The 16614-nt window shown below is 71.6% G+C and carries 18 protein-coding genes; 8 read left to right on the top strand and 10 right to left on the bottom strand.

Translation table 11 applies throughout. The annotated features are described in order from the left end of the window. Window positions 1-25 precede the first annotated feature (25 nt). The 6 genes from DJ010_RS03265 to DJ010_RS03240 are packed head-to-tail and all read right to left on the bottom strand — an operon-like array spanning window position 26 to window position 4564. Window positions 26-1063 carry a hypothetical protein gene (locus tag DJ010_RS03265; protein WP_109692160.1) on the bottom strand — a complete coding sequence of 346 codons (1038 nt, stop codon included), beginning with the start codon at window positions 1061-1063 and terminating at the stop codon, window positions 26-28. Next, the gene (locus DJ010_RS03260; RefSeq protein WP_109692159.1) at window positions 1056-1586 is read right to left on the bottom strand and encodes a SigE family RNA polymerase sigma factor; all 531 of its coding nucleotides are present in this window, start codon (window positions 1584-1586) and stop codon (window positions 1056-1058) included. The genes DJ010_RS03265 and DJ010_RS03260 overlap by 8 nt, the downstream gene beginning before the upstream one ends. Window positions 1587-1634: 48 nt before the next feature. Beyond that, window positions 1635-2546: a hypothetical protein gene (locus DJ010_RS03255; protein WP_146207247.1), complete on the bottom strand. Its 912-nt coding sequence runs from the start codon at window positions 2544-2546 to the stop codon at window positions 1635-1637. A gap of 4 nt (window positions 2547-2550) precedes the next feature. Next, window positions 2551-3096 (bottom strand): YbaK/EbsC family protein, encoded by a 546-nt coding sequence (locus DJ010_RS03250; RefSeq protein ID WP_211318631.1) that lies wholly within the window; start codon window positions 3094-3096, stop codon window positions 2551-2553. After that, a complete protein-coding gene (locus DJ010_RS03245) occupies window positions 3087-3359 on the bottom strand; it encodes a hypothetical protein (protein ID WP_109692157.1) in 273 nt (90 codons plus the stop codon). Before DJ010_RS03245 ends, DJ010_RS03250 begins: the two co-directional genes overlap by 10 nt. Then, window positions 3356-4564: a PspC domain-containing protein gene (locus DJ010_RS03240; protein ID WP_158282912.1), complete on the bottom strand. Its 1209-nt coding sequence runs from the start codon at window positions 4562-4564 to the stop codon at window positions 3356-3358. Before DJ010_RS03240 ends, DJ010_RS03245 begins: the two co-directional genes overlap by 4 nt. Window positions 4565-4708: 144 nt before the next feature. Here DJ010_RS03240 and DJ010_RS03235 point away from each other — a divergent pair, with 144 nt between their 5' ends. From DJ010_RS03235 to DJ010_RS03220, 4 genes are read left to right on the top strand one after another with little or no spacing between them, the layout of a single operon-like run. Next, entirely contained in the window at window positions 4709-5998 is a 1290-nt protein-coding gene (locus tag DJ010_RS03235) for an ATP-binding protein (RefSeq protein WP_109692155.1), read from the top strand. A gap of 1 nt (window position 5999) precedes the next feature. After that, complete coding sequence (locus DJ010_RS03230) at window positions 6000-6656, top strand: LuxR C-terminal-related transcriptional regulator (protein WP_109692154.1); 657 nt, start codon at window positions 6000-6002, stop codon at window positions 6654-6656. An 8-nt stretch (window positions 6657-6664) separates the two neighbouring features. Further along, on the top strand, window positions 6665-7543 hold the full coding sequence (locus DJ010_RS03225) for a M15 family metallopeptidase (protein WP_211318630.1): 879 nt from the start codon (window positions 6665-6667) through the stop codon (window positions 7541-7543). Window positions 7544-7573: 30 nt separating this feature from the next. Beyond that, window positions 7574-7930 carry a hypothetical protein gene (locus tag DJ010_RS03220; RefSeq protein WP_109692153.1) on the top strand — a complete coding sequence of 119 codons (357 nt, stop codon included), beginning with the start codon at window positions 7574-7576 and terminating at the stop codon, window positions 7928-7930. Window positions 7931-7974: 44 nt separating this feature from the next. On the opposite strand, the gene DJ010_RS03215 is transcribed toward DJ010_RS03220, so the two are convergent. Continuing rightward, window positions 7975-8631: a TetR/AcrR family transcriptional regulator gene (locus DJ010_RS03215; RefSeq protein ID WP_158282911.1), complete on the bottom strand. Its 657-nt coding sequence runs from the start codon at window positions 8629-8631 to the stop codon at window positions 7975-7977. A gap of 123 nt (window positions 8632-8754) precedes the next feature. Here DJ010_RS03215 and DJ010_RS21730 point away from each other — a divergent pair, with 123 nt between their 5' ends. Beyond that, window positions 8755-9372, top strand: coding sequence for a TetR/AcrR family transcriptional regulator (locus tag DJ010_RS21730; protein WP_146207245.1), 618 nt, complete (start codon window positions 8755-8757; stop codon window positions 9370-9372). A 190-nt stretch (window positions 9373-9562) separates the two neighbouring features. Beyond that, the gene (gene pcrA, locus DJ010_RS03210; protein ID WP_109692151.1) at window positions 9563-12049 is read left to right on the top strand and encodes a DNA helicase PcrA; all 2487 of its coding nucleotides are present in this window, start codon (window positions 9563-9565) and stop codon (window positions 12047-12049) included. On the opposite strand, the gene DJ010_RS03205 is transcribed toward pcrA, so the two are convergent. Then, window positions 12050-13051: a M23 family metallopeptidase gene (locus DJ010_RS03205; RefSeq protein ID WP_211318629.1), complete on the bottom strand. Its 1002-nt coding sequence runs from the start codon at window positions 13049-13051 to the stop codon at window positions 12050-12052. A 278-nt stretch (window positions 13052-13329) separates the two neighbouring features. Between DJ010_RS03205 and sucC the strand changes: the two genes are divergently transcribed. Both sucC and sucD read left to right on the top strand, forming a co-directional pair. Continuing rightward, window positions 13330-14496 (top strand): ADP-forming succinate--CoA ligase subunit beta, encoded by a 1167-nt coding sequence (sucC, locus tag DJ010_RS03200; RefSeq protein ID WP_109692149.1) that lies wholly within the window; start codon window positions 13330-13332, stop codon window positions 14494-14496. Between the two features lie 10 nt (window positions 14497-14506). Then, window positions 14507-15403 (top strand): succinate--CoA ligase subunit alpha, encoded by an 897-nt coding sequence (gene sucD / locus DJ010_RS03195; protein WP_109692148.1) that lies wholly within the window; start codon window positions 14507-14509, stop codon window positions 15401-15403. A 71-nt stretch (window positions 15404-15474) separates the two neighbouring features. Here sucD and DJ010_RS03190 read toward each other — a convergent pair whose 3' ends face one another. Further along, window positions 15475-15840, bottom strand: coding sequence for a VOC family protein (locus tag DJ010_RS03190; RefSeq protein ID WP_109692147.1), 366 nt, complete (start codon window positions 15838-15840; stop codon window positions 15475-15477). A gap of 40 nt (window positions 15841-15880) precedes the next feature. Then, complete coding sequence (locus tag DJ010_RS03185) at window positions 15881-16609, bottom strand: hypothetical protein (RefSeq protein ID WP_146207244.1); 729 nt, start codon at window positions 16607-16609, stop codon at window positions 15881-15883. Window positions 16610-16614: the final 5 nt, after the last annotated feature.

The raw sequence follows: 16614 nt of genomic DNA, 5'->3' as shown, positions 1-16614 counted from the left end.
ATCGAGACGCCGTGACCGCCTTGTCTCACTGAGCCGCTTCGACGAGCCCGTCGAGGATTGCGACCGCGTCCTTGCTCGGCGCCCAGGCCCTGCCGTTGGGGAGGCGCCAGAAGGCGGTGCCGCACTCGGACGGGATCGCGATGGCGGTGCCGGTGTCATCGGTGCCGACGATCGTCGGCCAGGGCGGCTCCACCCCGCAGCGGAGGACGCCGTCGGTCTGGTTGGTCTTCATGTCGGCGACCAGCAGCTCGAGATCGGCCGCGTCGATCTCGGACGAGAGCTGGGTGCCGTTGCCGTCGTCGATGCAGAGGACCGCCGCGGTGAACGCGACTTCGTAGTCGGCCGGTTGCGCCGGCTCGTCGTACGAGCAGGTGGGCGCGGACGGAGCACCGTTCTCCGATGACCCGCCCTCGGCCTGCCGCTGATCGGCGAGCAGGTCGAGAACGGCCGCCCGCGCGGCGTCGGCGCCGTTGCGGTAGGTGCTTCCGACGACCACCGTGCGACAACCGTAGAGCTGCCCGCTCACGACGAAGGTCGAGCGGTCGTCGTAGCCGAACGCGATCCGGAAGCCCGGACCCAGCTCCTGGGTGCAGAACTGGTCCTCCGGTGCCACGACGAGGCCGTTGACGGCGGCCACCAGGTCGTCGACGCCCCTCACCAAGGCTTCGTCGGGCACGTCGATCGCACTGCCGGGGCCCTGGCAGAGCCGCGCGGACGTCGCATCCTGCGGCACGGCGTCAGCGGCGCCCGGATCGGGCTGGTCGAGCTCGGACCCCTGGGCGAACCCACCCTTGTCGACCTCGATCGGCGGGCACTCGACGACGAAGGCGGGCGCTTCGGAGGTCGGGTCGTTCGCGGAGTCCGGGTCGTCGTCACCCGACAGCAACGTCACGCCCAGCACCGAGACCGCGGCGACGGCACCGGCGGTGCCGAGCACCGCCAGCGTCGTCGTACGACGTCGCCGGCGGGCCAGGCGCTCGGCGGACCGGGCGCGATCGGGGTTGGCCGGCGGCTCGGGGACGGCGTCCGCCAGTCCCTCGCGCAGCCACTGCTCGTCAGTCATCGGTCGGCTCCTCTCGGCGCAGGTGGGGAGAGGAGCGCAGGGCGGTGAGCGCGCGCGAGCACTGGCTCTTCACCGTGCCGGTGCTGATGCCGAGCACGTCGGCGGTCTGCTGCTCGGTGAGGTCCTCGAAGTACCGCAGCACCACGACCGCCCGCTGCCCGCGCGGCAGCTGCGTGAGCGCGGCCACCAGGTCGTTGCGGGCGTCGGTGTCGGGAGCGGCGGCCGCTCGCTCCGGCAGCACCTCGGTCGGCCGCTCGCCGCGCCACTTGCGGCGCCACCAGGAGACGTAGGTCGTGAACAGCACCCGTCGCACGTAGGCCTCGTAGCCGTCGGGACCCACCCGCGACCACGCCCGCCAGCTCTTCGCGAGCGCGGTCTGCACGAGGTCCTCGGCCAGCTGGTGGTCACCGGTCAGCAACCACGCCGCCCGCCACAACGCGTCACCCCGCGCTGCGACGAACGAGTCGAAGTCGTCCGCGGCTTCGTGGGCTGTGTCCAGCGGGCTCACCACCGTTCGCTCCATCGGCCCTCCTCTCACCCTGTCAAAGCGGTCAGGGGGACCGGAAGGTTGTCAGCGTGCTCCGGCGACCAGCCGGCGCACGATGCGCAGCGCCGCGCCGCGGGGGACCCACTCCTCGTAGCCCTCGACGACGAGGCCGAAGCAACCCCGCTGTGCGGTGACCGGGTCGCCCCAGGCGGTGGCGCCGACGATCCAGTACTCCTTGCGGGCGAAGACCGCACAGTCCAGCGATCCCTGGGACGAGGAGGTGTCGGCCTGCATGCTCCGCACCAGGGTCGTGAGCTCCTCGTCCTCGATCGGCACGCGTACGGCGTCCGCGGGGCGGTCGACGACGCCGAAGCAGAGCGCCGCGACGGCGAGGTCGGTGGGTGGGAAGACTGCCACCGCCGGAGCCGGCTGGGAGCAGTCGAGCTCCTCGGCCGTGACCCCCGGGCCGGGCGGCGTGCCGTCGAGCAGCTGGGTGCGCAGGCTCTCCACGAACGTCCGCAGCGGTGGGCGCGCCTTCGCGCGCCGTTCGCTCCCGACGAGCAGCTCCGCGCACCCGCTGAACCGGCCGGCGACGACGAAGCGCGCGCCGTCGGGGTAACCGAACGCCAGCTGGAACTCCGGGACCCGCAGGTCGGCGCAGCCACCCCGCGCGAGCGGCTGGGCGTTGACTGCGTCCACCACCGACGCGACGTCGGTGGTCAGCGCCTCTCCCGGCGGCGCCACCTTGCCCGCGCCGCCGTCGCACAACCGGACCGACGTCGCCCCTGCCGGCACCGCGTCCGGCAGCGCGGGGTCGATCTCCTGGGTGTCGCGCGGGCACTCGACGACCGGACCGGGGTCAGCCGAGGTCGTGGCTGCCTCCGCCGACGTCGACGGGTCCGCCTCCGGGTCGTCCGACGAGCCGCCGTCGCAGCCGGCCAGGAGCAGGAGCAGGACGGCGGCGACCGCCAGGACCGCGCGACGCATCGGGGGCACCGGCTCAGCCTGCCAGGCCCTCGACCACCTCGGCACCCGGCAGCTCACCGAGCAGCGCGCCGGGCAGCAGCAGCTTGGAGCGGCGCACGCCGGACCCGATCACCGCGACGTCGACGTCGAGAACCCGCGGGTCGACGAGCAGCCGCCAGGGGGCGGGGAGCCCGATCGGTGTGATGCCGCCGTACTCCATCGCCGACTCGGTCACGGCCCGCTCCATCGGCAGGAACGACGGCTTCCGCACGTCGATGAGCCGCTTGACGGTGTGGTTGACGTCGGCGCGGGTGTCGGCCCGCACCAGGCAGGCGGCGACCCGCTCCTCGCCCTCGCGCTTGCCGGCGACCAGCACGCAGTTGACGCCGACCTCCATCGGGAGGTCGTACGCCGCGCTCATGGCCGCCGTGTCGGCGAGGTCGGGATCGATCTCGACGACCGCGACGCCGGCCGCCGCCGGCCACGTCGCGAGGGCGGCTGCGACCGGCGGGGCGACCAGCTCCGGGTGGTCGAGCGCCGGCAGCGAGGTCAGGCCGGGGAACGAGGGGATCAGGTCCACCCGGACATCTTGCCCGCCCCGCTGCCGCGCCGCCCGACGTTGCGCAGCACGGTGGCCGCGAGGCCGACCACGCCCGCCACCAGCCAGGGCAGCGGCAGCACCCAACGGGCGTCCACGAGCTCGATGGTGTCGGAGACGACGAGCGCCCAGACGACGAACAGGCCGACGAATGCGGTGCCCATCACCAGGTGCCCCACGTTGACGGGGTGCCGGCCCGAGGGCGGCTTCGCGCGCTCCTCGAGCGGGGTCTCGTGCTCGGTCATCGTCCGGGCTCCTCGGTCAGGACCTCGATCTGGCCGAACAGCATGTCGAGGTCGAGGTTCAGGTCGGGGTCGGCGTCGCCGTTGCCGTAGCTGCGGCGGTCGGAGCCGTCGGTGCGGTTGTCGAAGAGGACGCTCTCGCCGGCGCCGGCGAAGTCGCTGTCGGCGACCACGTCGAGGCCGTCCTCGGGCACCAGCACGCGGATGTGGCCGAGCCGGACGTCGAGCTCGATCGTTCGCCCGTCGAGCTTCTCGAGCTCGGTGGGGCTGAGCTCGCGCAGGTCGAGGAGGATCTCCCCGGCGCCCAGCGCGTAGCGGTCCTTGACGTCGGTCGCGGCCTGCGGGGTGGTGTCGATCTGCCCGGCGAACTGGTCGACGTCGACGTCCTGGATCGCTGTGGTGGCCAGGGTGGCCAGCGCCGCGACCAGCCCGACGAAGATCAGGCCGCCGGCCCGGCCGAAGAACGCCCCGACCAGGAGCATGACGCCGCAGACGGCGAGCACGGTGGCGGGATAGGCGGAGATCGGCGCGTCCCAGCCGGCCAGGTCGAACGTCGCGACCAGCATCAGCCCGACGAGGACGAGCCCCATCGTCGACCAGAACAGCAACGGCCCGCGACGGCGCGTGTCGACCGGCGCAGGACGGGGCGGCTCGTAGCCGGAGTACGTCGCACCGGGAGCGGTCCGCGCGCCCGGCACCGCGCCGGTGGTGCCGGCGGGCAGCCAGCCCGAGCTCGGCAACGGCCCCGGGTGCTGCTTCGGCCGGCTCGCGGCAGCGACGCCGGCGATGAGGAGGCCGGCGATCGCCAGCGGCCACGGGAACTCCCAACCGCCGAACGAGTCGCCCACCAGCGAGAGTCCTGCAACGATGCCGGCGATCGCGAGCAGCACGGTCCGGGTGCGGTGGTCGGTCCTGATCACGCCCTCGTCGCTACCCTCCTCCGGGATCAGCAGCCAGCCGGCGGCGTAGATGAGGAGGCCCCCGCCCCCGAAGAACGCGAGCAGCACCAGACCGACCCGCACCAGGAGCGGGTCCACGTCGAGGTGGCGGGCGAGGCCGCCGGCGACGCCGGCGATCTTGCGGTCGGTGAGGCTGCGGCGGATCCGGCCGAGGTCCTGGGCGTCCTCACGGGACACGCGGGGGCCGGTGGGAGGCTCGGGAGGCGGCTCGGCGGTGTCGCCGGGGGCCTCGGGAGGCGTGGTCGTCATGTGATCAAGGTTGGTCCGTCGTCCGCGTGCACACCATCGGGGAGTGCCCTGATCTTGCCGCATCGCGCGGGGGTCGGTCTCGGGGTCGCGTCAGGGTGGTTCCCGCTGCTCCCGTGGTGCTTGCTGTGTGACGATGGTGGGACCATGAGCACCACCCTGGGCACCGCCGCCGCGACCGCGCCGCCGGCTCCGCGCGACGTACGTCGCGCCTACCGCGACCTGCGTGAGCCGGTCATCGGCGGCGTCGCTGCGGGCCTGGCCGAGCACCTCGGCGTCAGCGTGCTGATGGCGCGGGTCGGCTTCGTGGTGGCTGCGGTCCTCGGCGGGTCCGGCATCGCGGCGTACGCCGTGCTCTGGGCGATGCTGCCGGTCGGCCCGCCGACCTCGGCGATGGCTCCCGGTCTGGAGAGCGCCACCCGCGGCGGCCGGCGACCGGGCCCCGTGCGGCGCATCTTCGACGTCGGGCCGGTCATCGTCCTGGGCGCGCTCGGCATCGGTGCGGTCTTCGTGCTCGAGGGGATCCTCGGCGCAGGCGGCTGGGTCTGGCCGCTCGCCATCGCCATCGCCGGTGTCGCACTGCTCTGGCGCCAGGCCGACGAGGCCCAGCGTGAGCGGTGGGTGGACGCCGGCGGACGGGTCGACCCGGTGCGGATCGTGCTCGGCAACGGCGGGTGGGCGTCGTGGGCCCGGCTCGCGGCCGGCGTCGCCCTCATCGTCGTCGCGATCGTGCTGTTCACCCTCCGCGGCGGTTCGATCACGCTCGCCCGCGACGTCACCCTGGCCGTGCTGCTCGTCCTCGGCGGCCTCGGCATCGTGATCGGGCCGTGGGTCTACCGGCTGGCGGCGGAGCTCAGCGGCGAGCGCGAGGAGCGGGTGCGCACCCAGGAGCGGGCCGACGTCGCTGCCCACCTGCACGACTCCGTCCTGCAGACGCTGGCACTGATCCAGAAGAACCCGGCCGACGCGGCGCGTCTCGCGCGCTCGCAGGAACGGGACCTGCGGGCGTGGCTGTTCTCGACGGAGTCGCTGGACGAGAGCACGCTCGCCAGCGCCCTGCGGGCGATGGCCGGCGAGATCGAGGACGCTTGGGGCCTCACCGTCGACGTCGTCGCCGTGGGCGACTGTGACCTCGACGAGCCGCTGCGGCCGATCGTCGCGGCGGCACGCGAGGCGACCACCAACGCTGCCAAGCACGCCGGGGTGCCGCGCATCGACATCTACGCCGAGATCACCCCGGGGGCCGTGGACGTGTTCGTCCGCGACCGTGGTGCCGGGTTCGACCCGGACGCGACCCCGGAGGACCGGCTCGGCGTACGACGCAGCATCATCGACCGGATGCACCGGCACGGCGGCACTGCGGACATCCGCTCCGCGCCGGGCGAGGGCACCGAGGTGCGGCTGCACATCGGACGGGACCACGAGGGGGAGAGCTGACGTGCCAGTGAAAGTCGTGATCGTCGACGACCACGCGATGTTCCGGCGGGGGGTGACCGCCGAGCTCGAGGCGACCGGTCGCGACGTCATCGAGATCGTCGGGGAGGGCGAGGACGTCGACACCGCGGTGGCGGCGATCCTCGCGCACCACCCGGAGGTCGTGCTCCTCGACGTGCACCTGCCCGGTGGCGGCGGGGTCGAGGTGATCCGCAAGCTGACCGCACAGGTCCAGGGCGACCCGCCGCGCTTCCTCGCGCTGTCGGTCAGCGACGCGGCCGAAGACGTGATCGGCACGATCCGCGGCGGTGCGCGCGGCTACGTCACCAAGACGATCACCGGCCCGGAGCTGGTGAGCGCCATCCAGCGGGTGGCCGACGGCGACGCCGTGTTCTCGCCGCGACTGGCCGGGTTCGTGCTCGACGCCTTCGCCGGGTCGATCGACGTCGCCGACGTCGACGAGGACCTCGACCGGCTCACCGAGCGCGAGCGCGAGGTTATGCGGCTGATCGCCCGCGGCTACTCCTACAAGGAGGTCGCCAAGGAGCTCTTCATCTCGATCAAGACCGTCGAGACCCACATGTCGGCCGTGCTCCGCAAGCTGCAGCTCTCTTCGCGCCACGAGCTCACCAAGTGGGCCTCCGACCGCCGCCTGCTGTGAGGTGACGGGTGCGCCCGGCGTACCTCGTCGTCGCGGCGGTGGTGGCCCTCGCGCTGGCGGGCTGTTCCCCCGGCGAGGACGAAGCCGCCGGCCCGGTCATCTCGTCCGCAGCCTCGCCGGCACCCGCTTCGAAGGAGCCGACGAAGACGGGTCCCACGAAGAAGGGACCGCCGCCGCCGTCGTACTCCGACTGGGAGCTCGGCGCCGCGCGCCTGCCACTGCGGCCCGACGGGCTCGGCGAGATGCGGCCGACGCCGCCGGAGCTGGTCGAGCGCCGGTTTCCGACGGTCGACCTGCTCCCGCCGCCGGAGGACGACCGGTTCCGCTCCACGATCGGGCCGGTGACGCCTGCGATCCGGGAGCGGATGGGGAGGACCTGGTCTTCGCGGTGCCCGGTCGGGCTCGAGGGGCTGCGCTACCTCACGGTGACCTTCCGCGGCTTCGACGACCTCGCGCACACCGGAGAGCTGGTGGTCGCGGCGAGCGAGGCGGAGGACGTCGTCTCGGTCTTCCGGGCGCTGTACGCAGCCGACTATCCGATCGAGGAGATGCGGCTGCCCACGACCGCCGACCTCGAGGCCCACCCGACCGGCGACGGCAACAACACCGCCGCGCTCGTCTGCCGGCCGACGACCGGCGGCACCAGCTGGTCGGCGCATGCCTACGGCCTGGCCATCGACCTCAACCCGTTCCAGAATCCCTACGAGAAGGGAGATGTCGTGCTGCCCGAGCTCGCGTCGTCGTACCTCGACCGCTCGTGGCAGCGCCCGGCGATGATCCGGCCGGGCTCGCTGGTCGTGCGCGAGTTCGCCCGCATCGGGTGGGCGTGGGGTGGCGCTTGGTCGACGCTGAAGGACTACCAGCACTTCAGCGCGACCGGCCGCTGACCGCGGCAGGCAAGGTCCTAGAGTGCAGCCATGGACACGCTCCGCCTGATCCTGCTGGTGCTCCACATCGTCGGCTTCGCCGCGCTCATCGGCGGCCTGCTCGCGCAGGCGGGTGACGAGGAGAAGAAGGTCAACGGCGCCATGCGCGACGGCGTCGGCACGGCGTTCCTCGCCGGCCTGGCGCTGGTAGGGGTGCTCGAGGCGGGCGACGGGGACGTCAACCACGCCAAGATCGGCGTGAAGTTCGCGATCGGGCTGGTCCTGATGGTGCTGGTGATGGCCAACATCCGGAAGGCCTCGATCCCGAAGGGGCTCTGGGCCGGCCTGCTCGTGCTCTCCATCGCGAACGTGTGCGTCGCGGTGCTCTGGTCACCCGTCCACAGCTGACGGGCTGACGGGCTGACGGGCTGACGGGCGACGGGGCTACGGGGCTACGGGGCTGACGGGGCCGAGAGGGCACCACCGATCGAGACCTCGAGGAACCGGACGATCTCGCGCTCGAGCCACCCGGGCGCCTCGGCGTCGCCGCCGTCGAACCGCCGCACCGCGTGCTGGATCAGCCCGTCGCTCAGCGCGTAGCTGGTCTCGGGGGAGTAGACGAGCTCCGCCCCCGCCAGCTCGGCGTGCCGCCGGGTCGCGAGCAGGGCTCCGAAACGGCGTTCCTCGTCGATGCGCCGGATGGTCGCTGCCACCGTGGCCTCGACGCCGGGTTGGCTGCGCAGGTCGTACCAGACGACGTAGCCGCTGGTGTTGTCGCCGACCCCTTGGGCGACGGTCCGGGCCATCGCTGCGCGGAACTCCTCGGCGGTCAGGTCGGCGTGGTTCAGCTCGGAGAGGAACTCCGAGCGCTGCTCGCTGAACATCGTCAGGGCGTGCGCGACCAGCGCCGACTTGTCCGCGAAGTAGTAGTGCAGCATGCCGTGGGAGTACGGCGAGTCGTTGGCGATGTCGCGCAGGCTGGTCTGGGCGAAGCCCCGCCGGGCGAGAGTGGTCAGCGCCGAGCGCGCGAGCTCGGCGCGACGTTCCTCGAGCTTGGAGGCCGAGCGCTCGTGGCTCAGCTGCACCCTGCTCGTGTTCCTGGCGGGCAACGCTGTCCTGCTTCCTCGGTCGTCGTCGGAGCGGTTCCAGAACCGGTAGCAACACCCTAGTGACGTCCCCGAACCCCTGCGTCGTTCCACGGCCGGGCGCCGGCCCGTCCATAGACTCCCGCCATGGGGGAGGAACGATCGGACACTAAGGTCGCGCTGATCCGCGCGGCCGAGGAGGTCTTCGCGCAGTACGGCATCGATGGAGCGCGGGCTGGCGACATCCTGCGCCTGGCCGACCAGGCCAACGAGTCGGCCATCAACTACCACTTCGGGTCTCGCTGGGGCCTGGTCCGCGCGATCATCGAACGACACCTCGCCGAGATGGAGGTCGAACGGGTGGTCCGCCCGGGCGGGCTCCGCGACCTGGTCGCGGATCTTCTGGCGCCGGCGATCGCCCGGCTGACCACCCAGGAAGGCAGGTTCTTCCTGCGCATCGTCAACCAGGTGCTGGACCGCGCCGCCCCGCTCCCGGTCGGTGAGGTGCCGCGTCAGATCGCCGGGACCAAGCTGCTCGACCAGGTGATCGCCGTGCACGCCGCGCTGACCCACCTGCCCGCCGATCGGCGTGCCGACCGGCTCCAGCACTTCGTTGTGTTCCAGAGCGCAGCACTGGCGGCCCGCGCGCGGCGGATCGACGCGGGTGAGGCCGCACTCCTGTCCCACGAGGCTTTCGCCGCGGAGCTCGTGGACGTCCTCACTGCGGCACTTGCCGCCGAGAGCAAAAGTCCGGAGGATCCCTAACACTCTCCATTAGACGTGTGTCACACTGAGGTCCTTGCGCCAATCCCCCTGGAGCAAGTCAGGCGCGTGCTCTTGGAGCGAGCCCGCGCCGCCGGTCGGAAACGGCCAGCGGGCCTTGTCGGCCGACCCATGGCCGGCCGACAAGGCACCGCGCCGGCCCGGGGGTGCCGGCCCGTAGGCTGGACGCAGAATGAGTGATCCGCTGACGCTGCCCGGCCTCGAGGGCATGAGCCCCGCCGAGGAGCCCCGTACGACGAGACGCGGGCCGACCCCCGACGAGCTGCTCGAGGGGCTCAACGGACCGCAGCAGGAGGCGGTGACCCACGCCGGTCCGCCGCTGCTGGTCGTGGCAGGCGCCGGCTCCGGGAAGACCCGGGTGCTGACCCGGCGGATCGCTTGGCTGATCTCCGAGCGCAAGGCGCACCCGGGCTCGATCCTGGCGATCACGTTCACCAACAAGGCCGCCGCCGAGATGAAGGAGCGGGTGTCCGACCTGGTCGGCAACCGCGCCCGCATCATGTGGGTCAGCACCTTCCACTCCGCCTGCGTCCGGATCCTGCGCAAGGAGGCCGAGCACCTCGGCTACGAGCGGCTGAAGTCGAACTTCTCGATCTACGACGCCCAGGACCAGAAGCGGCTGATCACCCTGGTCTGCAACGACCTCGACCTCGACCCGCGGCGCTACCAGCCGGGGCCGGTCCTGCACTGGATCAGCAACCACAAGAACGAGCTGCGCGACCCCGACGAGGTCACAGCCGACGCCCGCAACAGCATCGAGGAGAGCTATGCGGCGGCGTACTCCCTCTACCAGCGGCGGCTGCGCGAGGCCAACGCCCTCGACTTCGACGACCTGATCATGGAGACGGTGCGACTCTTCCAGGGCCACCCCGACATCCGCGAGACCTACCGTCGCCGGTTCCGGCACGTGCTCGTCGACGAGTACCAGGACACCAACCACGCCCAGTACGCCCTCATCCACCAGCTCTGCGGGCAGAGCCTGGAGGAGGGGTACGACGGGGCCTCGGCCGGCTCGACGACCGAGAGCGAGCCCGCGGAGCTGATGGTCGTCGGCGACGCCGACCAGTCGATCTATGCCTTCCGCGGAGCCAACATCCGCAACATCCTCGACTTCGAGCAGGACTTCCCGGACGCGCGGACGATCCTGCTGGAGCAGAACTACCGGTCGACGCAGACCATCCTGACCGCTGCCAACGCGGTGATCGGGCACAACCAGGGCCGCAAGGAGAAGCGGCTGTGGTCCGACGCCGGTGACGGCGAGCGGATCGTCGGCTACGTCGCCGACGACCAGCACGACGAGGCGCGGTTCGTCTCCGACGAGATCGACAAGCTGACCGACACCGGCGCCCGCGCCGGCGACGTCGCGGTCTTCTACCGCACCAACGCGCAGTCCCGGGTCTTCGAGGAGATCTTCATCCGCACCGGCCTGCCCTACAAGGTCGTCGGCGGCGTCCGGTTCTACGAGCGGCGCGAGGTCCGCGACGCGCTGGCCTACCTGCGGATGCTCGTCAACCCCGACGACCAGGTCTCGCTGCGCCGGATCCTCAACACCCCCAAGCGGGGCATCGGCGACCGTGCCGTCGAGTGTGTCACCGAGCTCGCCAGCCGCGAGCAGATCACGTTCTGGGAGGCGCTGCAGCGCGCCGACGAGGCGCCCGGGCTGGCCACCCGCAGCCAGACCAACATCGAGGAGTTCGTCGCGCTGGTGACCGAGCTGCAGTCGATGGTGGAAGCCGGCGAGCGACCGGACGTCGTCCTCGAGACGGTGCTCGACCGTTCGGGCTACCTCAAGTCCCTCGAGGAGTCCGACGACCCGCAGGACGAGACCCGTGTGGAGAACCTCGGCGAGCTGGTGGCGGTGGCCCGCGAGTTCGCCGAGGACCCGGTCGCCGGTCCCAGCGCCGACCCGGCCGACGTCGACGCCGGCCTCGTCGAGCCCGGTCTCGCCGACTTCCTGGAGCGGGTGGCGCTGGTCGCCGACACCGACCAGATCCCCGACGCACCCGCCGACGGCGACGATCCGGACGCCCCGCCGGACCCGGGCGTGGTCACGCTGATGACGCTGCACACCGCCAAGGGCCTCGAGTTCCCGGTGGTGTTCCTGACCGGCCTGGAGGACGGGGTGTTCCCGCACTCCCGGTCGCTCGGCGACCGCCCGGAGCTGGAGGAGGAGCGCCGGCTCGCCTACGTCGGCATCACCCGGGCGCGGGAGCGGCTCTACGTGTCCCGCGCCGTGGTCCGGTCCTCATGGGGCGCTCCCGCCCACAACCCGGCGTCCCGTTTCCTCGGCGAGCTGCCGATCGACCTCGTCGACTGGCGCCGCACCGAGGCGGACCAGACCCGCTGGGCCCGGCCCACCTTCGCCTCCGACGCCGAGGACGGCGGGTCGTGGGGCGGCAACCGCCTCGGCGTCCCCAACGCAGCCGGCCGACGCAATTTCACGGCCTCCGCGGCCCGCGCCGACGCCGCCGCGAAGGCGAAGCCGAGCCGCCCGATCCCGGTCCTCGAGCCCGGCGACCGGGTCACCCACGACAGCTTCGGCCTCGGCACCGTCGTCTCGGTCGAGGGCGTGGCCGACAAGTCGGTCGCCTCGATCGACTTCGGCACCGAGGGCGTCAAGCGGCTGCTGCTGCGTTACGCCCCCGTCGAGAAGCTCTGACTACGGGCGCACGCCGTTGACGACCAGCGCGGCGTAGGGGTCGACCGGGTCACCGCCACCGGGGCGGACCTCGAGGTGCAGGTGCGGGCCGGTCGAGTTGCCGGTCGAGCCGACGGTGCCGATCTGCTGGCCGGCCACGACGGTGTCGCCGACGGCGACGGTGATGGAGTTCTGGTGGTTGTACCAGACCTCGGTGCCGTCCTCGAGCGTGATGATGGTCTGGTTGCCGTAGGCGCCCTCGTAGCCGACATCGGTGACCACGCCGTTCGCGATCGACTTGATGGGCGTGCCGGTCGGAGCCGCGAAGTCGAGGCCGGTGTGATAGCCGCTGGACCAGTACGGCCCCGCCTGGCCGAACTCGGCGGAGAGCCGGTAGCCGGCAACCGGCAGCACCCACTGGTTGGCGTTGATGTTCTCGGCTTCCTTCTCGGCCTGCTGCGCCAGGTCACCGAGCGCCTCGTTGCGCTGCTCGGCCTGGATCTCGACCTCCTGGACCAGCGTCGCCTCGCTGGCGTCGTCGAGCGCGTCGCGGTCGGAGTCGCGGCTGACGACCGGCTCGCGGCCGACCGCGCTGTAGCTGCCGCTGCCGATCACGCCGGAGGCGGCGTTGGGCGCGGCCACCCGTGCCGAGTCGTGGGCGGCCAGCTGCGGGCCGTTGGTCTGGAGCACGCCGCCGGCGGCAACGGCCAGGACGGCGACACCGGCCAGGACCGGCATCGACGGCAGGCCGCGGACCCGCGACCGGGCCGACTTGGCCGCGCGGCGCTTGCCCGGGACGGCCGGGCTCAACGAGCCCGTCGTCGTGGCGGTGAAGACCGCGGGGAGCTCGACGGTGACCGGCTTCAGCTCGGGAGCGGCGGCCTGCGTCTCGGAAGCCAGAGACGTGTGGACCGGCTGGGCCGGGGTACTACGTCCCGCGACCCGGCGTCCGACGTACGGCGTCTCAGCGCGTTCCGAGCGGCCTCGCGACGACGCGCGTCGTGCCCCTCGGTGATTCCCCATCGGTTCGCGTGTCCCCATGTCGACGACTGGTCACGTTCGGCCCCACCCGAACAATCCGGACGACCTTAACGGATGGATCGGCGTCCCCGAAATCCTTCCCCAGGAAGAAGTAGGACATTTGTCCCTGAGCCCGAGCGTCGTCTTCCCGCCCGATCGCGCGTGTTACCCAGGTCACGCTGCGGATGGGCACCCTCGTCGGGCACCGGCGGGGCCGACTAGTGTGCCCGAGGACCCGCAGTGCAGCGCGGCCCACCCCCGACCAGCAAGGACATGAGTCAGTGGACCTGATGGAGTACCAAGCGAAGGAGCTCTTCGCGAAGCACGGTGTGACGACCACCCTCGGAGTCGTCGTCGAGACGGCTGAGGAGGCGAGGGCCGCCGCGGAGCAGCTCGGTGGCGTGACCGTCGTCAAGGCGCAGGTCAAGGCCGGTGGCCGTGGCAAGGCCGGCGGCGTCAAGCTCGCCAAGACCGCGGACGAGGCCTTCGAGCACGCGAGCAACATCCTCGGCATGGAGATCAAGGGCCTCACGGTCAACCGGGTCCTGATCACTCCCGCGACCCCGCCGGAGGAGGAGTACTACTTCTCCTTCCTGCTCGACCGCTCGAACCGCCAGTACCTGTGCATCGCCTCGGTCGAGGGTGGCGTGGAGATCGAGGAGGTCGCCAAGACCAACCCCGACGCCGTCAAGAAGGTCGCGATCGACCCCGGCGCGGGCGTCGACGCCGCCAAGGCACGTGAGATCGCCACCGAGGCCGCCTTCCCGGAGCCGGTGTTCGAGCAGGCCGTCACGATGATCGAGCAGCTCTTCAAGGTCTTCGTCGAGGAGGACGCGACCCTCGTCGAGGTCAACCCGCTCGCCCGGCTCGAGGGCGACAAGCTCGAGGCCCTCGACGGCAAGGTGTCGCTCGACGACAACGCCTCGGAGGTACGGCACCCCGACCACGAGCAGTTCGTGATCCGTGAGGAGGCCGACCCGCTCGAGGCGAAGGCCAAGGACCTCGGTCTCAACTACGTCAAGCTCGACGGCCAGGTCGGCATCATCGGCAACGGCGCGGGTCTCGTGATGAGCACCCTCGACGTCGTCGCGTACGCCGGAGAGGACCACGGCGGCGTCAAGCCGGCCAACTTCCTCGACATCGGCGGCGGCGCCAACGCGGAGGTCATGGCCAACGGCCTCGACGTGATCCTCAACGACGAGCAGGTGAAGTCGGTCTTCGTCAACGTCTTCGGCGGCATCACTGCCTGCGACGAGGTCGCCAAGGGCATCGTCGGTGCACTGGAGCTGCTCGGCGACGCGGCCAGCAAGCCGCTCGTCGTACGTCTCGACGGCAACAACGTGGACCTGGGTCGCCAGATCCTCGCCGAGGCCAACCACCCGCTGGTGACCCTCGTCGACACCATGGACGGCGCGGCCGACAAGGCCGCCGAGCTGGCGAACGTCTGAGAGGGACGACATGAGCATCTACCTGAACAAGGACTCCAAGATCATCGTCCAGGGCATCACCGGCGGCATGGGTGCCAAGCACACCGCCCTGATGCTCGAGTCGGGCGCGACCATCGTCGGCGGGGTCAACGCCCGCAAGGCCGGCACCACCGTCACCCACAAGGACGCCAACGGTGCCGACGTCGAGCTCCCGGTGTTCGGAACGGTCGCCGAGGCGATGAAGGAGACCGGCGCCGACGTGTCGGTCCTGTTCGTGCCGCCGGCGTTCACCAAGGACGCCTGCATCGAGGCCATCGACGCCGAGATGCCGCTGATCGTCGTGATCACCGAGGGCGTGCCGGTGCAGGACACCGCCGAGGTGTGGTCCTACCTGCAGGGCAAGTCCACCCGGATGATCGGCCCGAACTGCCCCGGCATCATCACGCCGGGCGAGTCGCTCGCCGGCATCACCCCGCACACCATCACCGGCTCCGGCCCGGTCGGCCTCGTGTCGAAGTCGGGCACGCTGACCTACCAGATGATGTTCGAGCTGAAGGACTACGGCTTCTCGACCGCCATCGGCATCGGCGGCGACCCGATCGTGGGCACCACCCACATCGACGCGCTCCAGGCCTTCGAGGAGGACCCGGACACCAAGGTCATCGTCATGATCGGCGAGATCGGTGGCGACGCGGAGGAGCGGGCCGCGGCGTACATCAAGGAGAACATCACCAAGCCGGTCGTCGGCTACGTCGCGGGCTTCACCGCCCCCGAGGGCAAGACCATGGGCCACGCCGGCGCCATCGTCTCCGGCTCCTCCGGCACCGCCGCGGCGAAGCAGGAGGCCCTCGAGGCCGTCGGCGTGAAGGTCGGCAAGACGCCGTCCGCCACCGCCGCCCTGGCGCGGGAGATCCTGCAGAGCCTCTGACCTCCCGGAGGTCGAGCAGACCAAGGGCCGCCACCCGCTCGGGTGGGGGCCCTTCGTCGTCCGCGGCGCCGTCAGCCCTGGTGGCAGACGGCCTCGATGTTGTTGCCATCGAGGTCGCGGACGAAGGCGCCGAAGTAGCGCTCGTGGTACTCCGGGAACAGCCGCGGCGCGTGCAGCGACTCCGCGCCGAGGCTGACCGCGGCGTCGTGGAACGCCTCGACCGCCGCCGGGTCGGCGGCCTGGAACGCGACGTGGACCTCGCGCTGCGGCGGCATGTCCTCGTACCGGCTCAGCCAGAAGTCGGGGGAGTCCTTGCCGTAGCCGACGGCCTCGTCGAAGTCCATCACCCGCGAGTAGCCGAGGGTGCCGAGCACGGTGTCGTAGAAGCGCTTCGCGGCCTCGAGGTCCGCACAGTTGATGCCCAGGTGATCGATCATGGCGCGATCCTGGCAGTGGGCTCCGACAGTCATGATCGGGTCAGCAGCCGGTGGTCGAGAAGACGCACATCGCGTCGATCACGTCCCTGGCCTCGGCGACAGGGCGCGCGACGTTCTCCTCGAGCGAGCCCGGCGGGCCGAAGCCGCCCTCGTTGTGGTCGACGGTGACGAGGACCGCCTGTCCGACCCGCACCAGGTGCCGGACTCCGAGGTAGCTGGTGCGGTAGCCGTCGAAGGTCTCGGTCGCGGTGACCGACCACGAGGCGTCGCCGTACGACGTCTGCTGGAGCACGTAGCCGACCCAGGAGGGGCCGTCGAAGCGCTCGGGACAGTGCCGGTAGACCTCGATGATCGCCTGCAGCGCCTCCTCCGCGTCCTGCTCGGAGCGATAGACGGTGAGCTGCCGCGACCGGTCGTCCTCCACGTCACCCCAGTCGGCGCGCCGTCTGTCGCGAAACGCCGGATCGGCGGCCACGACGTCGCACGGCTGGTGGTCGATCGCGGGGAGCTCACGATCCGGACCCTGCAGACCCAGGTACCCGGGCTCGCCCGGGCGCGGGGGCCAATCGGCTGCGAGGGGGAAGTCGTCCGGGATTGCGGACGCCGGGTCGACGGTCGCGGCGGCCGCGCTCGTCGGATCGTCGACACTCGCGGTCAGCGGATCGGTCGCGACCGGTTCCTCAGCGGGGCCCTCGCCCCGGCACGCTGTGATGCCCGCGACGAGGACCAACGCCGGGACGACCAGGAAAGGACGCGGACGGCCTTGCACGGCAC

Origin of the sequence: Nocardioides silvaticus, assembly GCF_003160695.1 — a bacterium.
Classification (GTDB): domain Bacteria; phylum Actinomycetota; class Actinomycetes; order Propionibacteriales; family Nocardioidaceae; genus Nocardioides; species Nocardioides silvaticus.
Note: the sequence above shows the minus strand (reverse complement) of the source record. Positions and strands in the feature narration are given on the sequence as shown.

Coding starts and splice junctions, on each gene's coding strand:
- DJ010_RS03265 (WP_109692160.1), bottom strand. CDS start 1,063: ATGACTGACGAGCAGTGGCTGCGCGAGGGACTGGCGGACGCCGTCCCC.
- DJ010_RS03260 (WP_109692159.1), bottom strand. CDS start 1,586: ATGGAGCGAACGGTGGTGAGCCCGCTGGACACAGCCCACGAAGCCGCG.
- DJ010_RS03245 (WP_109692157.1), bottom strand. CDS start 3,359: ATGACCGAGCACGAGACCCCGCTCGAGGAGCGCGCGAAGCCGCCCTCG.
- DJ010_RS03240 (WP_158282912.1), bottom strand. CDS start 4,564: ATGACGACCACGCCTCCCGAGGCCCCCGGCGACACCGCCGAGCCGCCT.
- DJ010_RS03235 (WP_109692155.1), top strand. CDS start 4,709: ATGAGCACCACCCTGGGCACCGCCGCCGCGACCGCGCCGCCGGCTCCG.
- DJ010_RS03220 (WP_109692153.1), top strand. CDS start 7,574: ATGGACACGCTCCGCCTGATCCTGCTGGTGCTCCACATCGTCGGCTTC.
- DJ010_RS21730 (WP_146207245.1), top strand. CDS start 8,755: ATGGGGGAGGAACGATCGGACACTAAGGTCGCGCTGATCCGCGCGGCC.
- pcrA (WP_109692151.1), top strand. CDS start 9,563: ATGAGTGATCCGCTGACGCTGCCCGGCCTCGAGGGCATGAGCCCCGCC.
- DJ010_RS03205 (WP_211318629.1), bottom strand. CDS start 13,051: ATGGGGAATCACCGAGGGGCACGACGCGCGTCGTCGCGAGGCCGCTCG.
- sucD (WP_109692148.1), top strand. CDS start 14,507: ATGAGCATCTACCTGAACAAGGACTCCAAGATCATCGTCCAGGGCATC.
- DJ010_RS03190 (WP_109692147.1), bottom strand. CDS start 15,840: ATGATCGATCACCTGGGCATCAACTGTGCGGACCTCGAGGCCGCGAAG.